The 19,291-nt window shown below is 61.3% G+C and carries 17 protein-coding genes; 11 read left to right on the forward strand and 6 right to left on the reverse strand.

The genetic code is table 11. The annotated features are described in order from the left end of the window. Positions 1-22 precede the first annotated feature (22 nt). The 3 genes from ACIQUH_RS22935 to ACIQUH_RS22945 all read left to right on the forward strand — a co-directional run bounded on the left by ACIQUH_RS22935 (position 23) and on the right by ACIQUH_RS22945 (position 4,638). Positions 23-928 (forward strand): UTP--glucose-1-phosphate uridylyltransferase, encoded by a 906-nt coding sequence (locus ACIQUH_RS22935; protein ID WP_400819356.1) that lies wholly within the window; start codon positions 23-25, stop codon positions 926-928. Positions 929-1,036: 108 nt separating this feature from the next. Then, positions 1,037-3,385, forward strand: coding sequence for a polysaccharide biosynthesis tyrosine autokinase (locus tag ACIQUH_RS22940; RefSeq protein ID WP_400819359.1), 2,349 nt, complete (start codon positions 1,037-1,039; stop codon positions 3,383-3,385). 308 nt (positions 3,386-3,693) lie between these two features. After that, a complete protein-coding gene (locus tag ACIQUH_RS22945; protein ID WP_400819361.1) occupies positions 3,694-4,638 on the forward strand; it encodes a 2-hydroxyacid dehydrogenase in 945 nt (314 codons plus the stop codon). A 17-nt stretch (positions 4,639-4,655) separates the two neighbouring features. On the opposite strand, the gene ACIQUH_RS22950 is transcribed toward ACIQUH_RS22945, so the two are convergent. Together ACIQUH_RS22950 and ACIQUH_RS22955 are read right to left on the reverse strand one after the other, a co-directional pair. Beyond that, positions 4,656-7,631 (reverse strand): PAS domain-containing protein, encoded by a 2,976-nt coding sequence (locus ACIQUH_RS22950; protein WP_400819363.1) that lies wholly within the window; start codon positions 7,629-7,631, stop codon positions 4,656-4,658. A gap of 99 nt (positions 7,632-7,730) precedes the next feature. Beyond that, positions 7,731-8,018, reverse strand: a complete 288-nt coding sequence (locus tag ACIQUH_RS22955) for a hypothetical protein (RefSeq protein ID WP_400819365.1) — start codon at positions 8,016-8,018, stop codon at positions 7,731-7,733. On the opposite strand from ACIQUH_RS22955, the gene ACIQUH_RS22960 reads away from it, so the two are divergent. The 3 genes from ACIQUH_RS22960 (at position 7,996) to ACIQUH_RS22970 (ending at position 11,157) form a co-directional block, all read left to right on the forward strand. Then, positions 7,996-8,994, forward strand: coding sequence for an ABC transporter substrate-binding protein (locus tag ACIQUH_RS22960; RefSeq protein WP_400819368.1), 999 nt, complete (start codon positions 7,996-7,998; stop codon positions 8,992-8,994). The two genes, ACIQUH_RS22955 and ACIQUH_RS22960, sit on opposite strands and share 23 nt — an antisense overlap. Positions 8,995-9,215: 221 nt before the next feature. After that, the gene (locus ACIQUH_RS22965) at positions 9,216-10,103 is read left to right on the forward strand and encodes an ABC transporter permease (RefSeq protein ID WP_400819370.1); all 888 of its coding nucleotides are present in this window, start codon (positions 9,216-9,218) and stop codon (positions 10,101-10,103) included. Then, a complete protein-coding gene (locus ACIQUH_RS22970) occupies positions 10,096-11,157 on the forward strand; it encodes a glycine betaine/L-proline ABC transporter ATP-binding protein (protein ID WP_400819373.1) in 1,062 nt (353 codons plus the stop codon). The genes ACIQUH_RS22965 and ACIQUH_RS22970 overlap by 8 nt, the downstream gene beginning before the upstream one ends. Here the strand turns inward: ACIQUH_RS22970 and ACIQUH_RS22975 are convergent. Beyond that, complete coding sequence (locus tag ACIQUH_RS22975; RefSeq protein WP_400819376.1) at positions 11,149-12,384, reverse strand: TIGR03862 family flavoprotein; 1,236 nt, start codon at positions 12,382-12,384, stop codon at positions 11,149-11,151. The two genes, ACIQUH_RS22970 and ACIQUH_RS22975, sit on opposite strands and share 9 nt — an antisense overlap. 61 nt (positions 12,385-12,445) lie before the next feature. Here ACIQUH_RS22975 and ACIQUH_RS22980 point away from each other — a divergent pair, with 61 nt between their 5' ends. Genes ACIQUH_RS22980 through ACIQUH_RS22990 form a run of 3 tightly spaced genes read left to right on the forward strand, consistent with a single transcriptional unit; the run spans position 12,446 to position 14,386 of the window. Then, a complete protein-coding gene (locus ACIQUH_RS22980) occupies positions 12,446-13,033 on the forward strand; it encodes an IMPACT family protein (RefSeq protein ID WP_400819378.1) in 588 nt (195 codons plus the stop codon). 49 nt (positions 13,034-13,082) lie between these two features. Further along, positions 13,083-13,751, forward strand: a complete 669-nt coding sequence (locus tag ACIQUH_RS22985; protein ID WP_400819380.1) for a pseudouridine synthase — start codon at positions 13,083-13,085, stop codon at positions 13,749-13,751. A gap of 8 nt (positions 13,752-13,759) precedes the next feature. Further along, the gene (locus ACIQUH_RS22990) at positions 13,760-14,386 is read left to right on the forward strand and encodes a class I SAM-dependent methyltransferase (protein WP_400819383.1); all 627 of its coding nucleotides are present in this window, start codon (positions 13,760-13,762) and stop codon (positions 14,384-14,386) included. On the opposite strand, the gene ACIQUH_RS22995 is transcribed toward ACIQUH_RS22990, so the two are convergent. Next, positions 14,387-14,572 carry a hypothetical protein gene (locus ACIQUH_RS22995; protein ID WP_269711242.1) on the reverse strand — a complete coding sequence of 62 codons (186 nt, stop codon included), beginning with the start codon at positions 14,570-14,572 and terminating at the stop codon, positions 14,387-14,389. Positions 14,573-14,757: 185 nt separating this feature from the next. Here ACIQUH_RS22995 and ACIQUH_RS23000 point away from each other — a divergent pair, with 185 nt between their 5' ends. Together ACIQUH_RS23000 and ACIQUH_RS23005 are read left to right on the forward strand one after the other, a co-directional pair. Then, a complete protein-coding gene (locus tag ACIQUH_RS23000; protein ID WP_400819385.1) occupies positions 14,758-15,987 on the forward strand; it encodes a PQQ-dependent sugar dehydrogenase in 1,230 nt (409 codons plus the stop codon). A gap of 87 nt (positions 15,988-16,074) precedes the next feature. Continuing rightward, positions 16,075-17,091 carry a DNA topoisomerase IB gene (locus ACIQUH_RS23005; RefSeq protein WP_400819388.1) on the forward strand — a complete coding sequence of 339 codons (1,017 nt, stop codon included), beginning with the start codon at positions 16,075-16,077 and terminating at the stop codon, positions 17,089-17,091. A gap of 3 nt (positions 17,092-17,094) precedes the next feature. On the opposite strand, the gene ACIQUH_RS23010 is transcribed toward ACIQUH_RS23005, so the two are convergent. Together ACIQUH_RS23010 and ACIQUH_RS23015 are read right to left on the reverse strand one after the other, a co-directional pair. After that, entirely contained in the window at positions 17,095-17,817 is a 723-nt protein-coding gene (locus ACIQUH_RS23010) for a response regulator (protein WP_400819390.1), read from the reverse strand. Position 17,818: 1 nt separating this feature from the next. After that, a complete protein-coding gene (locus tag ACIQUH_RS23015; protein ID WP_400819393.1) occupies positions 17,819-19,054 on the reverse strand; it encodes an ATP-binding protein in 1,236 nt (411 codons plus the stop codon). Positions 19,055-19,291 lie beyond the last annotated feature (237 nt).

The following is a 19,291-nucleotide window of genomic DNA, read 5'->3' on the forward strand; positions in this document are numbered from 1 at the left end:
AACCTTGATGAAGGAGAACGCGATGGACCTGAACAAAACTGTCAGAAAAGCCGTCATTCCGGTAGCCGGCAACGGCACGCGGTTTTTGCCCGCCACCAAGGCGATGCCAAAGGAAATGCTGACGATCGTGGATCGTCCCGTTGTGCAATATGCCGTTGACGAGGCAATGCAGGCCGGTATCGAACACATTATTTTCGTGACGAGCCGCAACAAGACCGCCATCGAAGACTATTTCGACAGCGCGCCTGAACTCATCAATACGCTCACCCGCTCCGGCAAGACCGTGCAGGTGCTTCAGCTGGAAAAGATGCTGCCGGTTGCCGGCACGGTGAGCTATACGCGCCAGCAGGTGCCGCTCGGTCTCGGCCACGCCGTCTGGTGCGCACGCGAACTGGTGGGCAAGGAACCTTTCGCCCTGCTGTTGCCTGACATGGTGTCCTATGGCGCGCGCGGCTGCATTGCCGGCCTGATGGAACTTTACGATGAAGTCGGCGGCAATATTCTCGGTGTCGAGGAATGCCTGCCGGAAGAAGTGTCGTCCTATGGCGTCGTCGGCGTCGGCCAGAAGGTCAATCATGGCTTCGCCGTCACCGAAATGGTCGAAAAGCCGGAACCATCCAAGGCGCCTTCGAATTATTACCTGAACGGCCGTTACATCCTGCAGCCGGAAATCTTCGATATTCTCGCCAGGCAGGAACGCGGCGCGGGCAATGAAATCCAGCTGACCGACGGCATGAAGCGGCTTGCCGAAAAGCAGTCTTTCCATGCGCAGAAATACACCGGTCGCACCTTCGACTGCGGCAGCAAGCAGGGTTTCATCGCCGCCAACGTCGCCTTTTCGCTGCTGCGCGCCGACATGGAGGCGCAGGTTCTCGCTTCCGTGAAGGAGCTGGTGGCAAACCACGAAAGCCGCGTTCAGGCGGCCTGACTTTCATCGCGCCGCCGGGGGAGGCGGCCGGCGCACCAATAACGGGAGGCGGGAAGGCGAGCATTGTTCGGCTTCCCGCGTACCATTTTTAGTTCACAAGGTAGGTCCATGCACCACAAGACCTTTAAATCCAATATCGGTTTTCCGGAGTCCGGCAAGGATTCCGACACGTTCATCGACCTCGACCGCCTGTGGGCCGCCGTGGTGCGCCGCGCCAATGTCATTGCCGCCGCGGTCATCGCCGCCGTGGTGCTGGCCGGTCTTTATCTGGTGCTTGCGACCCCCGTTTACACCGCGATGACGCAGGTACTGCTGGATGAAAGCCTTTCCCGCTACGCGGAAGAGGAATCGCCGGTGCCCGCCGCGCAGATCGTCGACAACCGCATCGCCAGCGCCGTGGAAATCCTGAAATCCAAGGAAATGGCGCTGACCGTGGTCGACAAGGCCAAGCTCGATGAGAACGACACCATCGTCAATCCGCCGATGTCGCCGGTCGAGCTCATCAAGACTTCCGTGCGCGGTATCCTCAACCTCGTCCTGCCGGGCGATCCGCCGGTCTCAGAAGCCGCCATCCGCGCCGGACGCCGTGAAAAGGCCGCAGCAGTGCTGCAGCAGTCGCTGACGGTGGAACGTGTCGGCCGCAGCTCGGTCATCGCCATCTCCACCCGTTCGACCGACCGGCAGCTCGCCGCGCAGATCGCCAAGACCTATGCGCAGGCCTATCTCACCGAACAGCTGAACGCCAATTTCGATGCCAGCGAGCGCGCCTCCGTTTGGTTGCAGGAGCGCATGACCGACCTCAACCAGCGCGCGCAGTCGGCCGAGCTCGCGGTACAGAAATTCAAGTCGGACAACAACATCGTTTCCTCGCGCGGCGAGCTGATGTCCGAAGGCCAGCTTGCCGACCTGAACGGCCAGCTGATCGCCGCGCAGGCCGATGCCGCGACGGCGTCTGCCCGTTACAACCAGTATAAATCGATCATCGACCGGGGCCCTGAGGCGGCTGTCGACAACGCCGTCGTTTCGGCCCGCGACACCGACAACTCGGTCATTCAGGATCTGCGCAAGCGCTACATCACCATTTCCGACCGGCAGCAGGGCATCGTCCAGCAATTCGGTGCCGACCACCCGCAGGCGGTGGCGCTGGACGCCGAAAAGAAAGAGGTTTCGCGGCAGATCTATCAGGAACTGCAGCAGCTGACCGGCAGTCTGAAAAACGAATACGACGTCACCAATTCCCGCGTGCAGTCGCTGCGCGATAATATCGACCGTGTGGCAGGCCGCAATTCCGAGGCCAACATCACCATGGTCCAGCTGCGCGAGCTTGAGCAGCGGGCAACGGCGTTGCGTACCCTGTACCAGTCCTATCTCGGTCGTTTCGAGGAAGCGTCCCAGAAGCAGTCGCTGCCCATCGCCAAGGCGCGTATCATCTCCGAAGCGGGCCTGCCGACATCGCCTTCCAGCCCGAAAAAGACCATGACCATGGCGCTTTCGGTCGTTCTCGGCCTGATGCTGGGTGGGGGTATTGCCGCACTTCTCGAATTCCGGGATCGCTTCTTCCACACCGGCAACGATGTGCGTGACAATCTGCGCATGCGGTTTCTCGGTTACCTCCCCTTCATCGGTGAAAGGGGCGTCGAAAACGCCAAGGCGGGCAACAGCGCCGCCACGCCCGGCGGCGAGAACGCCACGCTTGACGAAAGCGGACAGGTCTCGTTCCAGAAAATGCTGCGCCTTGCCGTCGACAGCCCGCGCTCCAGTTTTGCGGAAACGCTCCGCAACGTGAAACTGACGGCGGATGTCGTCATTCAGGAACGCCAGTGCCGGGTCATCGGTGTGATTTCCTGCCTGCCGAACGAAGGCAAATCGGTCGTGGCGCTCAATCTCGCCGGGCTGATCGCCTCGACCGGCAAACGCACGCTGGTGGTGGATGCGGATATCCGCAATCCCGGCCTCAGCCGCATGCTGACGACACGGCAATCCGCCGGTCTGGTGGAAGTGGTGCTTGATGAAGTTCCGTGGACGCAGGCGGTGAAGGTCGATACGCGCACGAAGATGGGTATCCTGCCGGTTTCCACCAGCAACCAGTTCGCCCATTCGAGCGAACTCCTCTCGTCCTCCGGCATGCGCAAATTCATCGATTCCGCCCGCGAGGCCTGCGATTACATCATCGTCGACCTCGCGCCCGTGGTTCCCGTCATCGATGCCAAGGCCTTTGCGCCGCAGGTGGACGGCTTCGTCTTCGTCACCGAATGGGGCAAGACGCCGATCCAGATGGTGCAGAACCTGATGGCCAACGAACCGCAGATCGCCAACAAGACGCTCGGCATCGTGCTGAACAAGACCGACATGACGGAACTGCAGCGTTATGCCGGCCCGGGCGGTTCGGAGCACTATCATGAGAGCTTCTCGGCCTATTACGGCGATGCGAAGCCGCCGGTGAAGGAAAACGCCTGAATGGTGATCCGGCCCGGTGAAAACCGGGCCTTCGAAACGACGAAGGCTCCAAGACTGGGGCTATTTAGCAAAGGTCACCTCCCCGCGCCGTCAACTCCCCGAGCCGGGGTCCAGCCAGCCCAAATCCTTGGGCTGAAGGGGTCTTCGCGCCGCGCAGACGCGCGTCGGCTGGATGCCGGATCATCCTCGGACTTGTTCCGGGGACCGGCATGACGGAAGAATTGTAAAATCTCAACCGCTGCCTATGGCATTGCCCCCGAAATTGCGCATTGATGGCGAAAAGCCAAATCGCAAGCAGGACCAATCTCATGCCATCACCCATCGCCTTTGTTTCACGGATGAACGCGGAAGCGGAATCCGTCTGGAAAGAGGCGCTGCGCGCCGCCATGCCGCGGGAGGAAATCCTCTCCTTCTCTGAATTGTCCGCCGACCAGAAACAGGCGGTGGATTTCGCCATCGTCGCCAATCCCGATCCTGCCGATATTGCCGCACTGTCGGGCCTGACATGGATCCACAGCCTGTGGGCGGGCGTCGAGCGGCTGGTGCTGGAACTGGGTGAGAAAGCTCCGCCCATCGTTCGATTGAAGGATCCCGAGCTTTCCCGCGTGATGGCGGAGGCGGTGCTGGCATGGACCTATTATCTGCAGAGGGACATGCCCGCCTATCGCGCCAACCAAGAGAAGGCGCTGTGGCAGGAACTGGACTACCGCCATCCCGGCGAGATGACCATCGGCCTCCTCGGCCTCGGGGCGCTCGGCACGGCCGCAGCGGAACGCCTCACCCATGCCGGGTTCAACGTCGCCGGCTGGAGCCGCTCGACCAAGGCGATCGGGGGCGTGGAAACGCTGACCGGTGACGACGGACTGCAGGCACTGCTGGAAAAGAGCGACATCCTCGTCTGCCTCGTGCCGCTCACCGACGCGACACGCGGTCTTCTGAATGCCGGCCGTCTCGCCACGATGAAGCAGGGGGCCGCACTCATCAATTTCGCCCGCGGCGCGGTCATCGTCGCCGACGACCTGATCGCAGCACTCGATTCCCGCAGGCTTTCGCATGCCGTTCTCGATGTCTTCGAACAGGAACCGCCACCTGCGGCTTCGCCATTCTGGCAGCATCCCGGCGTCACCGTCCTGCCGCATATTTCCGCACCGACAAGCCGGGAAAGTTCCGCCCGGATCGTTGCCGGCAATGTCCGCACATGGCGGGAAACGGGCAAGCTGCCGGAAACGGTCGATATGGCCCGCGGTTACTGAACCGGCGACAGGGCGGCCTATTCGGCCGCCACAGACCTACCCGTATGAGCCTGTTCAACGGCCGAGATGATCTGCTGTTCGTCATAGGGCTTGGTCAGCAGCACCGCGCTTTCCGGTGCGCCCTCCGGCAGATGGCTGTCGCCCGTCGCAAAGACAATGGCAAGCCCCGGCTTGCGGCGCAGGGCCTCCACCGCCAGCTCGCCGCCCTTCATGTCGGGCAGGCCGATATCGGTGACGAGAACGTCGATCTGGCCTGCCTCGATAACCTTCAGCGCCTGCGCCGCATTGCCGGCCTCGACGACCGCAAAGCCGCTCTCCGACAACATCTCCGTCGAATTCATCCGGATCAACTCGTCATCCTCGACCAGAAGGACACGTATGGACCGGTTTTGATTTTCGACCGCCCTGACCGGTTCGGAAGATTTCGAAGAACCCGGCGCAGATGCCGGCCGCGCGCGCGACAGCGAGACCTGTTTGCGGTTGGCGATCACATGGCGGATGCGCCGCGCCAGCGCTTCACGCGTATAGGGTTTGGAAAGCAGCTCCACCCCGGCATCCAGCTTGCCGCCATGCACGATGGAGTTTTCCGTATAACCCGAGGTGAAGAGAACGGCGAGATTAGGCAGCCGTTCCTGCGCTCGGCGCGCCATTTCCCGGCTTTTCAAAGGCCCCGGCATCACCACGTCAGTGAAGATGACATCGATCGGAATGCCGCTTTCCACCACCGTCAGCCCAGCCTGCGCATCACGGGCGGTGAGCACGCGGTAACCGAGGTCGCTCAAGGTCTCGACGACGGTGTTGCGCACTTCCTCGTCATCCTCCACCACAAGAATGGTTTCCGTTCCGCCCTCGACAGGGCCGGTCGGCATCACCACTTCCCTGTCCTCATCGGCGGCGGAGCGGGGCAGATACATCTTCACCGTCGTACCCTGTCCCAGCTCGCTATAGATGTTGACGTGGCCGCTGGACTGTTTTGCGAAACCATAGACCATCGACAGGCCGAGACCGGTGCCCTTGCCCTCCGGCTTCGTCGAAAAGAACGGCTCGAAGACCTTTTCGAGAATCTCCGGCGACATGCCGGAGCCGGTATCGGTGACGGCGAGCATCACATATTGCCCCGCCGAGACCTCCGAGTGCTTGCGGGCATAATCGCGGTCGAGAACCGCATTGCCCACTTCGATGGTCAGCTTGCCGTGCCCTTCCATGGCGTCGCGCGCATTGATGGCCAGATTGAGGAGCGCGTTCTCCACCTGATTAGGGTCGGCATAGGTGTTCCAGAGGCCGCCCGATGTGATGACCTCCACCTCGATCGCCTCGCCGAGCGAACGGCGCAGCAGATCGTCCATGCCGGTCACGAAACGGGCGATGTTGATGACGCGCGGCTCAAGCGCCTGGCGGCGACCGAAGGCCAGCAGCTGGCTGGCCAGCTTTGCGCCGCGGTGAACGCCGGCAAGCGCGTTTTCCAGCCGCCGCTCCGCACGTTCATTGCCGATCACATCCTTCGACAGCAATTGCAGATTGCCGGCGATCACCTGCAGCAGATTGTTGAAATCATGCGCCACGCCGCCGGTAAGCTGGCCGATGGATTCCATCTTCTGCGCCTGCTGCAGCGCCTTTTCGGTCTGGCGGCGCTCGGCCATTTCCGCCTCGACACGGGCTTCGAGGCTCTCGTTCAATTGCCGAAGCTGCTCTTCCGCCCGGATGCGGTGGCGGATCTCGCGCTCGAGATTGCTCGCATGTTCCTTGAGGGTGTTTTCGGCCCGCCGCTGTTCGGTGATATCGGTGTGAACGCCAACCCATTCGGCAATAGCACCAGACTTGTCGAAAATCGGTACGCCACGGATCGAAAAAGTGCGGTAGACGCCGTCATGACGGCGCACCCGATGTTCCCAGATATAGGTCGACTTTTCCGCAACCGCCTTGTTCCAGCTGTCGACAGATCCCTGCCTGTCCTCGGGATGAACGGCATCCGCCCAGCCAAAACCCTGATATTCTTCCGGAGTCTGGCCCGTCAGCGCGGCCCAGGCCGGCTGTTCGCCCATCATCCTGCCATCGGCGCTATTGGTCCACAGCACGCCGTGCACGGCATCCACCGCGGCGCGGAAACGATTGTTGCTGATGAGGATTTCCCGCTCCGAGCGCTTGCGCTCCTCGATATCGATGATCAGCACATAGATGCCGTCGATGGAGCCGTCGGCAATGTAACGCGGAACGTAACGGATTTCGGCGGCGCGCGTGGTGCCGTCAGGCCTGCTGACCATGGTATCCGAAACGATCTTCTCACCACTGAGTGCGCGGTCGAGATAGGCCCTGCGGGCCTCGAAAAATGCCTCGCCGACGATTTCGGGAACGCTGCGACCGATCACTTCCTCCGCGCGGCGGCCGAACCATTCCAGATAGCCGTCATTGGCGAATTTATAAACGTAATCGCGGTCGACATATCCGACCAGAATCGGCAGGGCATTGGTAAGCCGGGTAAGCTCCTTGCGGCTCTGCTCCAGCGCCTCCACGGCCTTTACCTTGTCGGTATTTTCAAGCACGGTGCATAAAACACCGTCCACCGTCCCGCCCTCATTATAAATCGGCGTGTAGAACAGGTCGAAGATCACCTCTTCGGGCAGGCCATGCCGCATCAGCGTCATCGGCTGATCGCGATAGGCCATGACCTCACCGCGAAAACCGGCTTCGAGAATGCGGCTGTTCCAGTCCCATATTTCCGGCCAGATGCCGGGCACCGTTCCGCCCAGCGCCCGCGGGTGATAGTTGCCGGCGATCTCCGAATAGCCGTCATTATAGATCATCACATGATCCTTGCCCCACATCAGCACCTGCGGAATGGGGGAATTGACGACGGAATTGGCTTTCTGCCTCAGATTTTGCGGCCAGTCGCAAATAGGACCGAGCGATGTCTTCGACCAGTCGAAGCGGCGCACAAGCTCACCCGTTTCACCGCCACCGATCGGCCATACCGGGGCAGCACGAAGATTGGTCATTCAACATCACCACAAAAATCGAGAGAAAATCTCCCGTAATACAGAACAGGATAAAAGTCCAAGAAAACAAAAACTTCCGTTTATTGTTCCCGGCCTTTTTCAAATTTCGAAAAAGTTCCATTCTCGCGAAATATTCGGATGCCTTGCCGGATCGGTCACGCGCATTCGGTATCCCGGCATCGCAAATTTGGAAATCCCATCCGCCGGATCGGGTAATTGATTGATAATTGCCATCCTCAATACGCCAGAATCTGCCGCAAACGGAACGGCCACAAAGGAATTATTAAGCCTCAATACGGGTGCTGGCGGTCGCGGTGCCGCCAGCACCCGGGTCTTCGCCACACCGCGACCAGAGGGAACAACAATGAAAATACTTTTGGGTGCCACAATTCTTTCCGCCGGCTTCGCCTTTTCAGGCGGTGCTGCCTATGCCGCCGACTGTGGAAACGTGACGATCGCCAGCATGAACTGGCAATCCGCCGAAGTCGCCGCCAATCTGGACAAGCTCATTCTCGAAAAGGGCTATGGTTGCTCCGCCGAAATCGTCACCGGCGACACCGTGCCGACCTTGACCTCCATGGCCGAAAAGGGCCAGCCGGATATCGCCCCGGAAGCCTGGGTGAGCCTGCAGCCGGAAATCGTCAAGCAGGGGCTGGAAGGCGGCAAAGTGGTCGCGGCCGCGAAAATCCTCTCCGACGGCGCTGTGCAGGGCTGGTGGATCCCGAAATATGTCGCCGACGCCAATCCCGATCTCAAGACCATTCCGGACCTCTTCAAACATCCCGAACTTTTCCCTTCGCCGGAAGACAAATCCAAGGGCGCCGTGTTCAACGGCCCGCAGGGCTGGGGCGGCACCGTCGTCACCGCGCAATTGTTCAAGGCCTTCGGCGGTGAAAAAGCCGGCTTCACCCTTGTCGACACCGGCTCTGCCGCGGGCCTCGATGGCTCCATCGCCAAGGCTTACGAAGCCAAGCAGCCTTGGGTCGGCTATTATTGGGCTCCCACCTCGCTGCTCGGCAAATATGAGATGGTGAAGCTCGGTTTCGGCGCGGATTATGACGCGGCGGAATGGAAGCGCTGCACATCCGTCGCCGACTGCGCGGACCCGAAGCCGAACGCATGGCAGGTGGATGACGTGCAGACGCTGGTGAGCAAGACCTTTGCCGACCGTGCCGGCCCGGCCATGGACTATCTGAACAAGCGCGCCTGGACCAACGACACCGTCAACAAGCTGATTGCCTGGATGACGGACAACCAGGCGACCGGTGAAGATGGCGCCAAGCACTTCCTCAAGGAAAACGAAGCGCTGTGGACGGGCTGGGTATCTCCAGAGGTCGCTGAAAAGGTCAAGGCCGCCCTTTAAAGGCCGGTCATCGCATATCTGCCCGGCAAACGGCGTCCGCCACCGGCGACGCCGTGCCCGCATCGGCTCCTGAATGCCTTCCAGCTTTCCGGTGACGATGCGCCAGTTCAACGGAGCGTTCCGCTTTTTCGTCCGGAAGGATGCGCGGCGCTCTGGCGATTTTACTCCCGGAGCGCGGAGGATACCGATCCCCGCCTCCGGTTCGTCATGGAGAACAGGATATGGAATGGCTTTTCAAATTTCCGACCATGAATGACGATGCTCTGCGCGGCTTGAAAAAAGTCATCGACGAGGGATTCCGGGCATTCACCCGAACCTATGGCGGCGCGATAGAGGGGCTGTTCACGCCCCTGCAGAGCTTTCTCATCTGGGCGGAAAGGCTTTTGATCGGCGCACCCTGGCCGGTCGTTATTCTTATTGTCGGCGCGCTCGCCTGGTTCGCCAGCCGCAGCGCCACCATTGTAGCCCTCTGTTGCGGCATTCTCTTCGCCATCGGCTGGTTCGGCATGTGGGAAGACACGATGAAGACGATTTCGATGATCTTCGTCTGCGCCGTGCTGTCCATCGTCATCGGCCTGCCCATCGGCATCGCCATGGCGCGCTCCAACCGCCTGCAGAACGTGGTCAACCCCATTCTCGACGTGATGCAGACGATGCCGAGTTTCGTCTATCTCATTCCCGTCGTCATGCTGCTCGGCATCGGCCGCGTGCCCGGTGTCATCGCCGTCGTCATCTACGCCATTCCACCGATGATCCGGCTCACCAATCTCGGCATCCGCATGGTTGACCGCGACGTGCTGGAGGCGGCCGATGCTTTCGGCTCATCCAAGCGCCAGAAGCTTTTCAAGGTGCAGCTGCCGCTCGCACTCCCCACCATAATGGCCGGCATCAACCAGACCATCATGATGGCGCTCGCCATGGTCGTCATCGCCTCCATGATCGGCGTGCAGGGCCTTGGACAGCCGGTGCTGAAGGCCATCGCCAACCAGTATTTCACGCTCGGCGTGTTCAACGGGCTTGCCATTGTCGGCATCGCCATCATCTTCGACCGCATCAGCCAGGCCTATGGCCTTCGCCTGCAAAAACACCGGGAAGTGGCGCATGGCTAGTCAATCGATCGAAATCCGCAGTCTCTACAAGATTTTCGGCTCCAAGGCGGCCGATCACGTCGAAGCCGTGAAGGCCGGCATGTCCAAGGCTGAGCTCAACGCCAAACATGGCCATGTGCTCGGCCTGCGGGATATCAACATCACCATGCCGGGCGGGCAGATCACCGTCATCATGGGCCTTTCCGGCTCGGGCAAATCGACGCTGATCCGCCACGTCAACCGGCTGATCGACCCGACCGCCGGCGAAATTCTCTATGGCGGCACCGATGTCTGTCGCCTCAACGAAGCGGATCTTCTGGAATTCCGCCGCCACAAGACGGCGATGGTGTTCCAGAAATTCGGCCTCCTGCCCCATCGCAACGTGCTGCAGAATGTCGTCTACGGCCTTGAGGTGCAGGGCATCGACAAGCGCGAACGTGAGGAGCGGGCGGAAGTCTGGATCAGGCGCGTGGGGCTGGAAGGCTTCTCCAGCCACTACCCCAACCAGCTTTCCGGCGGCATGCAACAGCGTGTGGGTCTGGCGCGCGCCTTGACCAACAATGCCGAAATTCTGCTGATGGACGAAGCCTATTCGGCGCTCGATCCGCTCATCCGCGTCGACATGCAGACGGTGCTGCTGGAACTGCAGAAGGAGCTGAAGAAGACCGTGGTCTTCATTACCCACGATCTCGATGAGGCGTTGCGGCTCGGCGACAAGATCGCCATTCTGCGTGATGGCGAAATCATCCAGCAGGGCACGGCGGCCGAAATCGTCATGTCGCCGGCCGACAGCTATATTGAGGCCTTCGTCGAAGAGGTCAATCGCGGCAGGGTCATTCGCCTCCGCGCCATCGTGCAGCCGGAATTTTCCGGCCAGTCGCGGCTTCAGCTCGATGCGGATATGACGGTCGAGGAGGGCCTGCGGGCGCTGGTCCGGGAAAATGTCGGCAGCGCCACGGTTGTCGGAGAAAACGGCAAGTCGCTCGGCGCTGTCACCACCGATGCCATCATGCGCTGCCTCGTCAGGACCGCGCATGGTGAAGACGGTGGCATGGCGGAACGGCTTTCAGGCTGAACCCTCAAGCCAGCGGTTCATGCCCTTCGCCGCCGCCTTGCCGGTGGCAAAGCAGGCGGTCAGGAGATAACCGCCTGTCGGGGCTTCCCAGTCCAGCATTTCCCCGGCAACGAATACACCGGGGATGCTTTTCAGCATGTGGTTGCCATCAACACCGCTCCAGGCAACGCCGCCGGCTGCCGAAATCGCCTCGGCAATCGGCCGCGGCCGCACAAGCGGTATCTCCGCGTGTTTTGTTCTCGCAGCGACGAAATCATCCGGCATGGCCGCGATATCGGGGAAGATCTCCCGCAGCAGCCCGATCTTGACGGCGGAGAGACCAGCGGCCTTGCGCATGCGGTTTGCGAAACTCTCCTTCCGGCCCAGCTTCGCAAGGTCGCGGCTGAGCCGTTCCACCGTGCGTCCGGGCGCAAGATCAACGGCAAGCGATGCTCCGCCCGCCTGTTCCAGCCGGTCACGCAGCGCGGCGGAATGGGCATAGATGACGCTGCCTTCAATGCCGTGTTTCGTTATCACGAATTCGCCCTGGAAGGCCCCGGCAGGAGAAATGGTCACGGTGGATTTCATCGCTTCGCCTGAGAAACGCTGGCGGAAGATATCGCTCCAATCGACATCGAAACCACAATTGGCCGGGCGGAACGGGGCAATCTCCACGCCTCTGGCCGCGAGCGCCGGAACCCATGCGGCATCGGAACCCAGACGCGGCCAGCTTGCGCCGCCGAGCGCCAGGAGAACGGCATCTCTTTCGACGGCGACTTCGCCCTCCGGTGTCGCGAAAACCAGCCGCTCACCCGAAAAGCCCGTCCAGCGATGCCGCGTCCTGATGGTCACGCCCTGCGTCTCCAGCCGGGCGAGCCACGCCCGCAGCAGCGGCGAGGCCTTCATGACGGTGGGAAACACCCGGCCAGAGGTGCCGACGAAGGTTTCCTGCCCCAGCCCTTGCGCCCAGTCGCGCAGCATATCAGGCGTGAAATCATCGAGAGCCGCACGCAGCCGCGGTTCCGCCTCGCCAAAACGGTGGCGGAAACTGTCGTAATCTTCGGCATGGGTGATGTTGAGGCCGGATTTTCCGGCCATCAGCAATTTGCGCGCCACGGTCGGCATCGCCTCGAACACCGTCACGGCATGGCCCGCCGCCGAGAGCATCTCGGCCGCCATCAGCCCCGCCGGCCCGCCGCCGATAATCGCGACCTGCCTCCCCTCGCTCAAAACCCTCTCCTTAGCCATCTTTGCCGTTGAGAGCCTTATACCGATTTCCGGGCGCGAATATATGCGATATTGAACGCGGATGTTCACGCTCGACCGCCCCGTTACCTTTTCGCAGGATATCAAAAAAAGCCGCTTCATCGCCTTCGCCGCACCGGTAACCGGCGACGAGGATGCGAAAAATTTCCTCGCGGCGCATTCCGACCCGGACGCCAACCATAATTGCTGGGCGTGGCGAACAGGTCAGACCTATCGTTTCAGCGATGACGGCGAGCCTTCCGGCACGGCAGGAAAACCGATCCTTCAGGCGATAGACGGCCAGGCGCTGGATAATGTCGCGGTTCTCGTCATCCGCTGGTTCGGCGGCATCCTGCTCGGCAGCGGCGGGCTGATGCGCGCCTATGGCGGCACGGCGGCGGCCTGCCTTCGGCTTGGTGAGACCTCACCCGTCATCGCTTATGTCAGCGCGACCTTGAGCTGCCCCTTCTCCGATCTGGCGCTGGTGAAATCGCGGCTCTCCGCCACACCGAACCTTAGGCTCGAAAAGGAGGATTTCACCGGCACCGGCGCGGATATGCTGCTTTCCGTTCCGGCCGGCGAAGCCGAACGGCTGACCCGGCTTCTGAGCGACCTGACCAGCGGGCGCGTCAGTCTTCACATTCCGGACTAGAACATCTCCAGCGACTGTCCGAATGCGCAATTCGTGCTAAGGAAGCGATATGTCACTCAAGCTTTCCAACCCCATCTATAATCCGCCGCTCGACCCCTGGCTCACCATCGTGCACCGCGATGACGACCTGCTGGTGCTGGACAAGCCGAGCGGGCTTTTATCTGTGCCGGGGCGTGATCCGGCGCTCTCCGACAGCCTGATGACGCGGGTGCAGCAACAGTTCCCGAAAGCGCTGATGATCAACCGGCTGGACAAGGATACGTCAGGCATCGTGCTGATGTCCCTGAACCGCAAGGCACATGCGATGATCGCCGCGCAGTTCGAGAAGCGTGAAACGCGCAAATCCTATGTGGCCGTTGTGTGGGGAACGGTCGCGGGCGAAGAGGGCGAAGTGGACCTGCCGCTGGCCATCGATCCCGAAAATAAACCCCGCCACCGCGTGGACCATGAAAACGGCAAACCGGCGCAAAGCCTTTGGCGCGTCATGGAGCGATTGCCGCTTCCCGCGACGAGGTTGGCGCTTACGCCCCTCACCGGCCGTACCCACCAATTGCGGGTGCATATGAAGGCGCTTGGCCACCCCATTCTCGGCGATGAATTTTATGCCGAGGGTGAAGCGCTCGCCGCCGCGCCGCGCCTGATGTTGCATGCGCAAGAGGTGGGCTTTCGCCATCCGGATGGCCGCGACGTCACCTATGCCGTGCCCTGCCCGTTCTGAGGTCGCAGATGAAGGAAGAAAACGAGAGTTTCGTGGTGGATTTTGTCGGCGGCGCCGTCGGCCACCGTTTCCGCTCCGGCGAAGGCCGCGGACAGGCCTTGCCGAAAGCCGCCGGTTTCACCAAAGGCCGCACGCCGAAAATCGTCGATGCCACGGCCGGGCTGGGGCGGGATGCGTTCCTGCTCGCATCACTCGGGGCTGACGTCACCCTCATCGAACGTTCGCCGGCCATGCATGCCCATCTTGCCGATGGTATAAGCCGCGCCCTGGAAGCGGGCGGCGCCTATGCCGAGGCGGCGTCGCGCATGACGCTGCTGCATGGTGATTCCCGTCAATTGCTGAAAGAGCTTTCGCCCGAAGTGGTGGTCATCGACCCCATGCATCCGCCGCGCCATAATACGGCGCTGGTGAAAAAGGAAATGCGGGTGCTGCGGGAACTGGTGGGCTCCGATCCCGATCAGGTGGAGCTGATGGAGGTGGCGCTTGCCCATGCAACAAAGCGGGTGGTGCTGAAATGGCCGCTGCGCGCCGAGCCGATGCCGGGTATTCGCAAGCCTTCGCATCAGATAATGGGCAAGAATACCCGTTATGATGTCTTCATGATCTTCGGAAAATCTCTCGATCAGGAGGAATGATCAGCGGAAGCTCGGCTTGCGCTGCGCATTCATCAGAAGCTCGTGCCTCGAGGCAAACTCGCCGAACAGCTTTCTGAGCCTGACCTCCTCGGCCTTATCCAGCCGGTAACGCCGGCAGAATTCCGCGACGTTGAGGATCGGCTTCGGTCTGTTCCCGTCTATCGTCTTGTTGTCGATGATCTGCATGTCGCCCTCCGTGTAACAAAGGGGAAAACGTGATTGCAGGCATGCGGTTCCTTATGAATTCGCACGGGTGAGAAAAGAGCGTGGCGTCTGCACACGCAATGATCAAGTTTTCTTGAAACTCTCGAAGGAAACGAAATCCTCCCCAAATGGTTTCATGCGTGACCTTAACGAAGGAAGGGAGACCCATGTTCCATAACAACCGATTTCTGAATTCGACGATCCTGTGCGCGCTGCTTGCCGTGCCGCTTTCCGGCGCCGCGCACGCCCAGACCGCCCCGGCTGCCGAAACGAAACGGCCGAATGCGCCGGATCAGAAACCGGCTTTTGAGGGCCAGACCCGCGCGCCGCAGGCCGCTGCCCAGCCGAACGTCGAAAAAACCGTTATCGCCGAGGGTCTGCCCCATCTGTGGTCCATGGAATTCCTGCCCGATGGCCGCATGATCGTCGCCGCCAAGGAAGGCGCCATGCATATCGTCGCCGATGGCAAGGCCAGCCCGGCGATAGAAGGCGTGCCTGAGGTCGCCTCCGACGGACAGGGCGGTCTTCTCGACATCGCACTGGCACCGGATTTCGAGACATCGCGCAAGATATTCTTCTCCTTCTCCGAACCGCGTGATGGCGGCAACGGCACCTCCGTGGCCTCGGCCAAACTGACCGAAGAGGGAGGCACGGCGAAGCTGGAAGACGTCTCGGTGATTTTCCGCCAGATGCCGACCTATGACGGCGACAAACATTTCGGTTCCCGCCTCGTTTTCGGCCCGAACAACGAGCTTTACGTTACCGTCGGCGAACGTTCGGACGCAAAGCCGCGCGTGCAGGCGCAGGACCTGTCGAGCGGTCTCGGCAAGGTTTTCCGCATCGATACCGAAGGCAAGGCCTTTGAAGGCAACCCTTTCGCCGGCCAGCAGAATGCGCTTCCCGAAATCTGGAGCTATGGCCACCGCAACCTGCAAGCAGCAGCGCTGGATGGTCAGGGCAGGCTCTGGACCGTGGAGCATGGCCCCAAGGGCGGCGATGAGCTGAACCTGCCGAAAGCGGGCCTCAACTACGGCTGGCCCGTCATCACCTATGGCGTCGAATATAGCGGCCGGTCCGTCGGCGACGGTGTCACCACCAGGGAAGGCATGGAGCAGCCGGTCTATTATTGGGACCCGGTCATCGGCCCCTCCGGCATGGCCTATTATGACGGCGACCAGATTCCCGAATGGAAAGGCGCCTTCATCGTCGGTGGTCTGGTGAGCCAGGGCCTCGTCATTCTTCACATCGATGGTGACAGGGTCGCGACCGAAAGCCGCCTGCCGCTCGAGGCACGCATCCGCGACGTGAAGATCGGGCCGGATGGCGCGGTTTATGCCGTGACGGAAGAGCGGGGCGGTGGTGAATCGCAGATTCTGCGGATCGCCAAGGCTGTTTAAGAAAACCCATGATCGGAATGACAGGCCGCCGGAACGAAGGCGGCCTGTTTTTCGTTTGCCGCAGCGTGAAACCTGCCGGGAAAAACAATGCCACAACCGCCGACCCGCCTTCTTGCCAAAATCGGACTTGCCTATGTCAATGATCAGGAGCCGGGTATTGCCCGCGAAAAGCGCGGGCGCGGTTTCTGTTACCGTCTGCCGGGCGGCGATCTCCTCTCCGACAGCGTCGAACTGAAGCGCATCAAGTCGCTCAGCGTGCCGCCCGCCTATAAAGATGTCTGGATATGCATCGACCCATCGGGCCATCTGCAGGCCACGGGTTTCGATGCGCGCGGGCGCAAACAATATCGCTATCACCCCGACTGGCACGCGCTCCGGGGCGAGACGAAATTCTTCCAGCTCAAGAGCTTCGGCAAGGCGCTGCCCGCCATCCGCCGCCGGGCCATTGCCGATATCGAAAAGCAGGATCACGGGCAGGAGATGACGCTTGCGGCGCTCACGCTGCTGCTCGATGCCGCCTATCTGCGCGTCGGCAACCGCTCCTATCTCGAAACCAACGGCACCTATGGCGCAACGACATTGCTCAAGCGGCATGTGTCCTTCGGTGAAACCATCGAGTTGCGGTTTGCCGCCAAGGGCGGGCAGAAGGTGAAACGGCAATTGCGCCACCCACGCCTCCAGAAAATCCTTGAGGAGATCGCCGATCTGCCCGGCAAGGAACTCTTCGTCTGGCAGGATAGCGAAAACCGGGTCCATTCCGTCGATTCCAGCGACCTTAATGCCTATCTCTCGCGCATCGGCGGGCAAGGCATTTCCGCCAAGACCTTCCGCACCTGGGGCGGGACGCTCGCAGCCTTCTGCAACGCGATGGAACATGTGGCGGCGGGTGAAAAACCGAGCATAAAGGGCATGTGCCAGGCAGCGGCCGCAGAGCTTTCCAACACGCCCGCCATCTGCCGCAAGAGCTATGTGCACCCGGCCGTCCTCAATATCGCCACGGAAGAGAAAGCGCAGAAAAAGCTTGGCCGCATCCTGAAGGTCGGGGCAAAACCCGTCTCCGGCCTCAGGGCGGATGAAAGACGGTTGCTTGCCTTCCTGCCCTAGAGATCAGCGGCTTGCCGCCCATTCCGCCAGTTCCCGCTCGGCCCTTTCCAGCGCGCTGTAATTCAACAGCTTGCGCAGGAAAGCGACGGTAACCGCGCGGGTTCTGAGATTATACCGGCCTTCCGCCTCGTCATCGCCGGCCGCCTGATGCACGTTCAGTTTCTCATAAAGACTTTGCAGACGGTTCTGCACGCTGCGCAGCGACAGGTTACGGCGGCGCGCAATCGCCTTGTCGGTAAGGCCGAGCGCGACATCGACAAGGATTTCATATTCGGAATCGGTAAAACCATGCGCCTTGCCAAGGCTCTTTTCCTGCAACCCGCGCACTTCCCGGTCGATCACGCATTGCGCCTCGATGAAGATGCTGCGCAGCGCCAGTCGCAGGCGGTCATCGGAGGCCGATTTCAGCACATAACCACAAGCGGCGCCTTCAGGCACGATGCGGGAGACACCGCGCACATAGGCTTCGTCGGAATAGTTGGACCAGAACAGGATGCGGGTATCCGGTCTTTCCTTCCAGATGGTGCGCGCCGCCTCGATGCCGTTGCGCTCATTCATCTGCAAATCCATGACGATGTGGGCGGCCCGGTTTTCCCGCGCGAGCTTCTCGCCGGTTCTGCCGTTTGCGGCCTCCAGCACCTTGTCGCATTCCGGCAGGGCGGCTCTTACCGCCTCGTTCAGATAGGCGCGATGCAGCGCATCGTCCTCGACGATCAGCACGTCCATGTCACAACTCCTCCCGCCGGTCGAAAGCACTTGCCGGCAAGGTCACGGTGATGCGGGTTCCAGCCCCTTTGCCATTGCCGCCAATATCGAATCTGGCCGAAATCAGCCGCGCCCGCGTCTTCATGTTACCGATGCCGAGGCCGCCGGAGGCCCCGCCTTCGCCACCACCGCTGCCGTCGTCGCTCACCGTCACCCGCAGCCCGCCGTCGATTGCGGTCAATTTCACGGCAATCGCTTGGGGCTGGGCATGGCGAATGGCGTTATTGACCGCCTCCTGCACGATGCGGAACAGCGATATGGCCACCGTCTTGTCGAGCGTCTCCACCAGCCCGTCCGTCTCATCCGTCACCGACCAGTCGATTGCCGAGCCGCTGTCGCGCACGGAACGGTCCACATAGGTCTCGATGGCCTCAACGACGCCGAACAGTTGCAGGATCGAGGGTTTCGCCTCCTCGATGATCTCGCGCAGATCCTGCATGCAATGTTGCAGGCTGCGCACCACGGGCTCCAGCATCTCGCCTGACAGGTCGGGGGTGTGGCTCATGCGCTCGATGCGCCGCGCCAGCCGCGTCAGGTCCGCCAGCGTCTGGTCATGCAGATCCATGCCGATGCGCTGCCGCTCGGCCTCCAGCGCCTCGGTCAATTGCAGTGCGCCTAGACGCAGGCCCTCCTCGCGGGCATTGGCGCGCGCTTCCTCGATGGCCGAGCGTTTGGCCTGTTCGGCGGCGCGGATGGCGTAGAAATAAGGCGCCAGAAGATCGGCGACCGCGCGGGCGTTCGTCACATCCTCCATCGTATAGGCGTTCGACTGATGGGAGGAACAACTGAGCGCGCCGATAATGTCGCCATGCACCTTCATCGGCACATGCAGGCGGCTATGCAGATTAAGCTCGATGATCGGGCTCGAAAACGACCCCTCGAAGTGGAAGCGAGGATCGGAGCAGGCGTCGCCGCTCAAGAGGTACTCCACCTCGCCTGACAGCAGCGAACGGATCGGACTACCCGTCAGAAGGGCGGGCGGCTGCCGGCTCCAGGCGCTGACGAGACCGCTCTCATAGGCGATGTGATATTTGTCATCCAGCTGCTTGATGCAGACATCCATATGGTCATGCGGAATGATGTGGCTGATCTCGGTGGCGACCGCCTGAATGATGGCGTTAAATTCCAGCTGCCCGGCAAGCAGCCGCGAAATGCCCATATAATGATGAAAAAGAGCGCTTTTCGGCGTATCCAGCATATGCGGACGCCCTCCCAAGCGCCAGCCTTCGACCATCGCGGCGAAGATTCAACCCGTTGGGTGCCGCATCATCCATTCTGCGCCCGACGGTGGCGTTTCGTCCTGCGGGTTCCCGCAAGCTTTCTGCGGAAACCCGCAGGAAGATTGCCGCGATCCGCCTGTACAAGCCAAATCTTCTTGGTCATTCTCGCTTCTACTGGGGAAAGGAGCTCCAGTGCAAAGGAATTCCACCTGCCG

Origin of the sequence: Agrobacterium sp. NPDC090283, from assembly GCF_044769685.1 — a bacterium.
In the GTDB taxonomy this organism is placed as follows: domain Bacteria; phylum Pseudomonadota; class Alphaproteobacteria; order Rhizobiales; family Rhizobiaceae; genus Agrobacterium.

Coding starts and splice junctions, on each gene's coding strand:
- ACIQUH_RS22970 (WP_400819373.1), top strand. CDS start 10,096: ATGGCTAGTCAATCGATCGAAATCCGCAGTCTCTACAAGATTTTCGGC.
- ACIQUH_RS22935 (WP_400819356.1), top strand. CDS start 23: ATGGACCTGAACAAAACTGTCAGAAAAGCCGTCATTCCGGTAGCCGGC.
- ACIQUH_RS22995 (WP_269711242.1), bottom strand. CDS start 14,572: ATGCAGATCATCGACAACAAGACGATAGACGGGAACAGACCGAAGCCG.
- ACIQUH_RS22980 (WP_400819378.1), top strand. CDS start 12,446: ATGTTCACGCTCGACCGCCCCGTTACCTTTTCGCAGGATATCAAAAAA.
- ACIQUH_RS22975 (WP_400819376.1), bottom strand. CDS start 12,384: ATGGCTAAGGAGAGGGTTTTGAGCGAGGGGAGGCAGGTCGCGATTATC.
- ACIQUH_RS23010 (WP_400819390.1), bottom strand. CDS start 17,817: ATGGACGTGCTGATCGTCGAGGACGATGCGCTGCATCGCGCCTATCTG.
- ACIQUH_RS22990 (WP_400819383.1), top strand. CDS start 13,760: ATGAAGGAAGAAAACGAGAGTTTCGTGGTGGATTTTGTCGGCGGCGCC.
- ACIQUH_RS22965 (WP_400819370.1), top strand. CDS start 9,216: ATGGAATGGCTTTTCAAATTTCCGACCATGAATGACGATGCTCTGCGC.
- ACIQUH_RS22945 (WP_400819361.1), top strand. CDS start 3,694: ATGCCATCACCCATCGCCTTTGTTTCACGGATGAACGCGGAAGCGGAA.
- ACIQUH_RS23000 (WP_400819385.1), top strand. CDS start 14,758: ATGTTCCATAACAACCGATTTCTGAATTCGACGATCCTGTGCGCGCTG.
- ACIQUH_RS23015 (WP_400819393.1), bottom strand. CDS start 19,054: ATGCTGGATACGCCGAAAAGCGCTCTTTTTCATCATTATATGGGCATT.
- ACIQUH_RS23005 (WP_400819388.1), top strand. CDS start 16,075: ATGCCACAACCGCCGACCCGCCTTCTTGCCAAAATCGGACTTGCCTAT.
- ACIQUH_RS22940 (WP_400819359.1), top strand. CDS start 1,037: ATGCACCACAAGACCTTTAAATCCAATATCGGTTTTCCGGAGTCCGGC.
- ACIQUH_RS22950 (WP_400819363.1), bottom strand. CDS start 7,631: ATGACCAATCTTCGTGCTGCCCCGGTATGGCCGATCGGTGGCGGTGAA.
- ACIQUH_RS22960 (WP_400819368.1), top strand. CDS start 7,996: ATGAAAATACTTTTGGGTGCCACAATTCTTTCCGCCGGCTTCGCCTTT.
- ACIQUH_RS22985 (WP_400819380.1), top strand. CDS start 13,083: ATGTCACTCAAGCTTTCCAACCCCATCTATAATCCGCCGCTCGACCCC.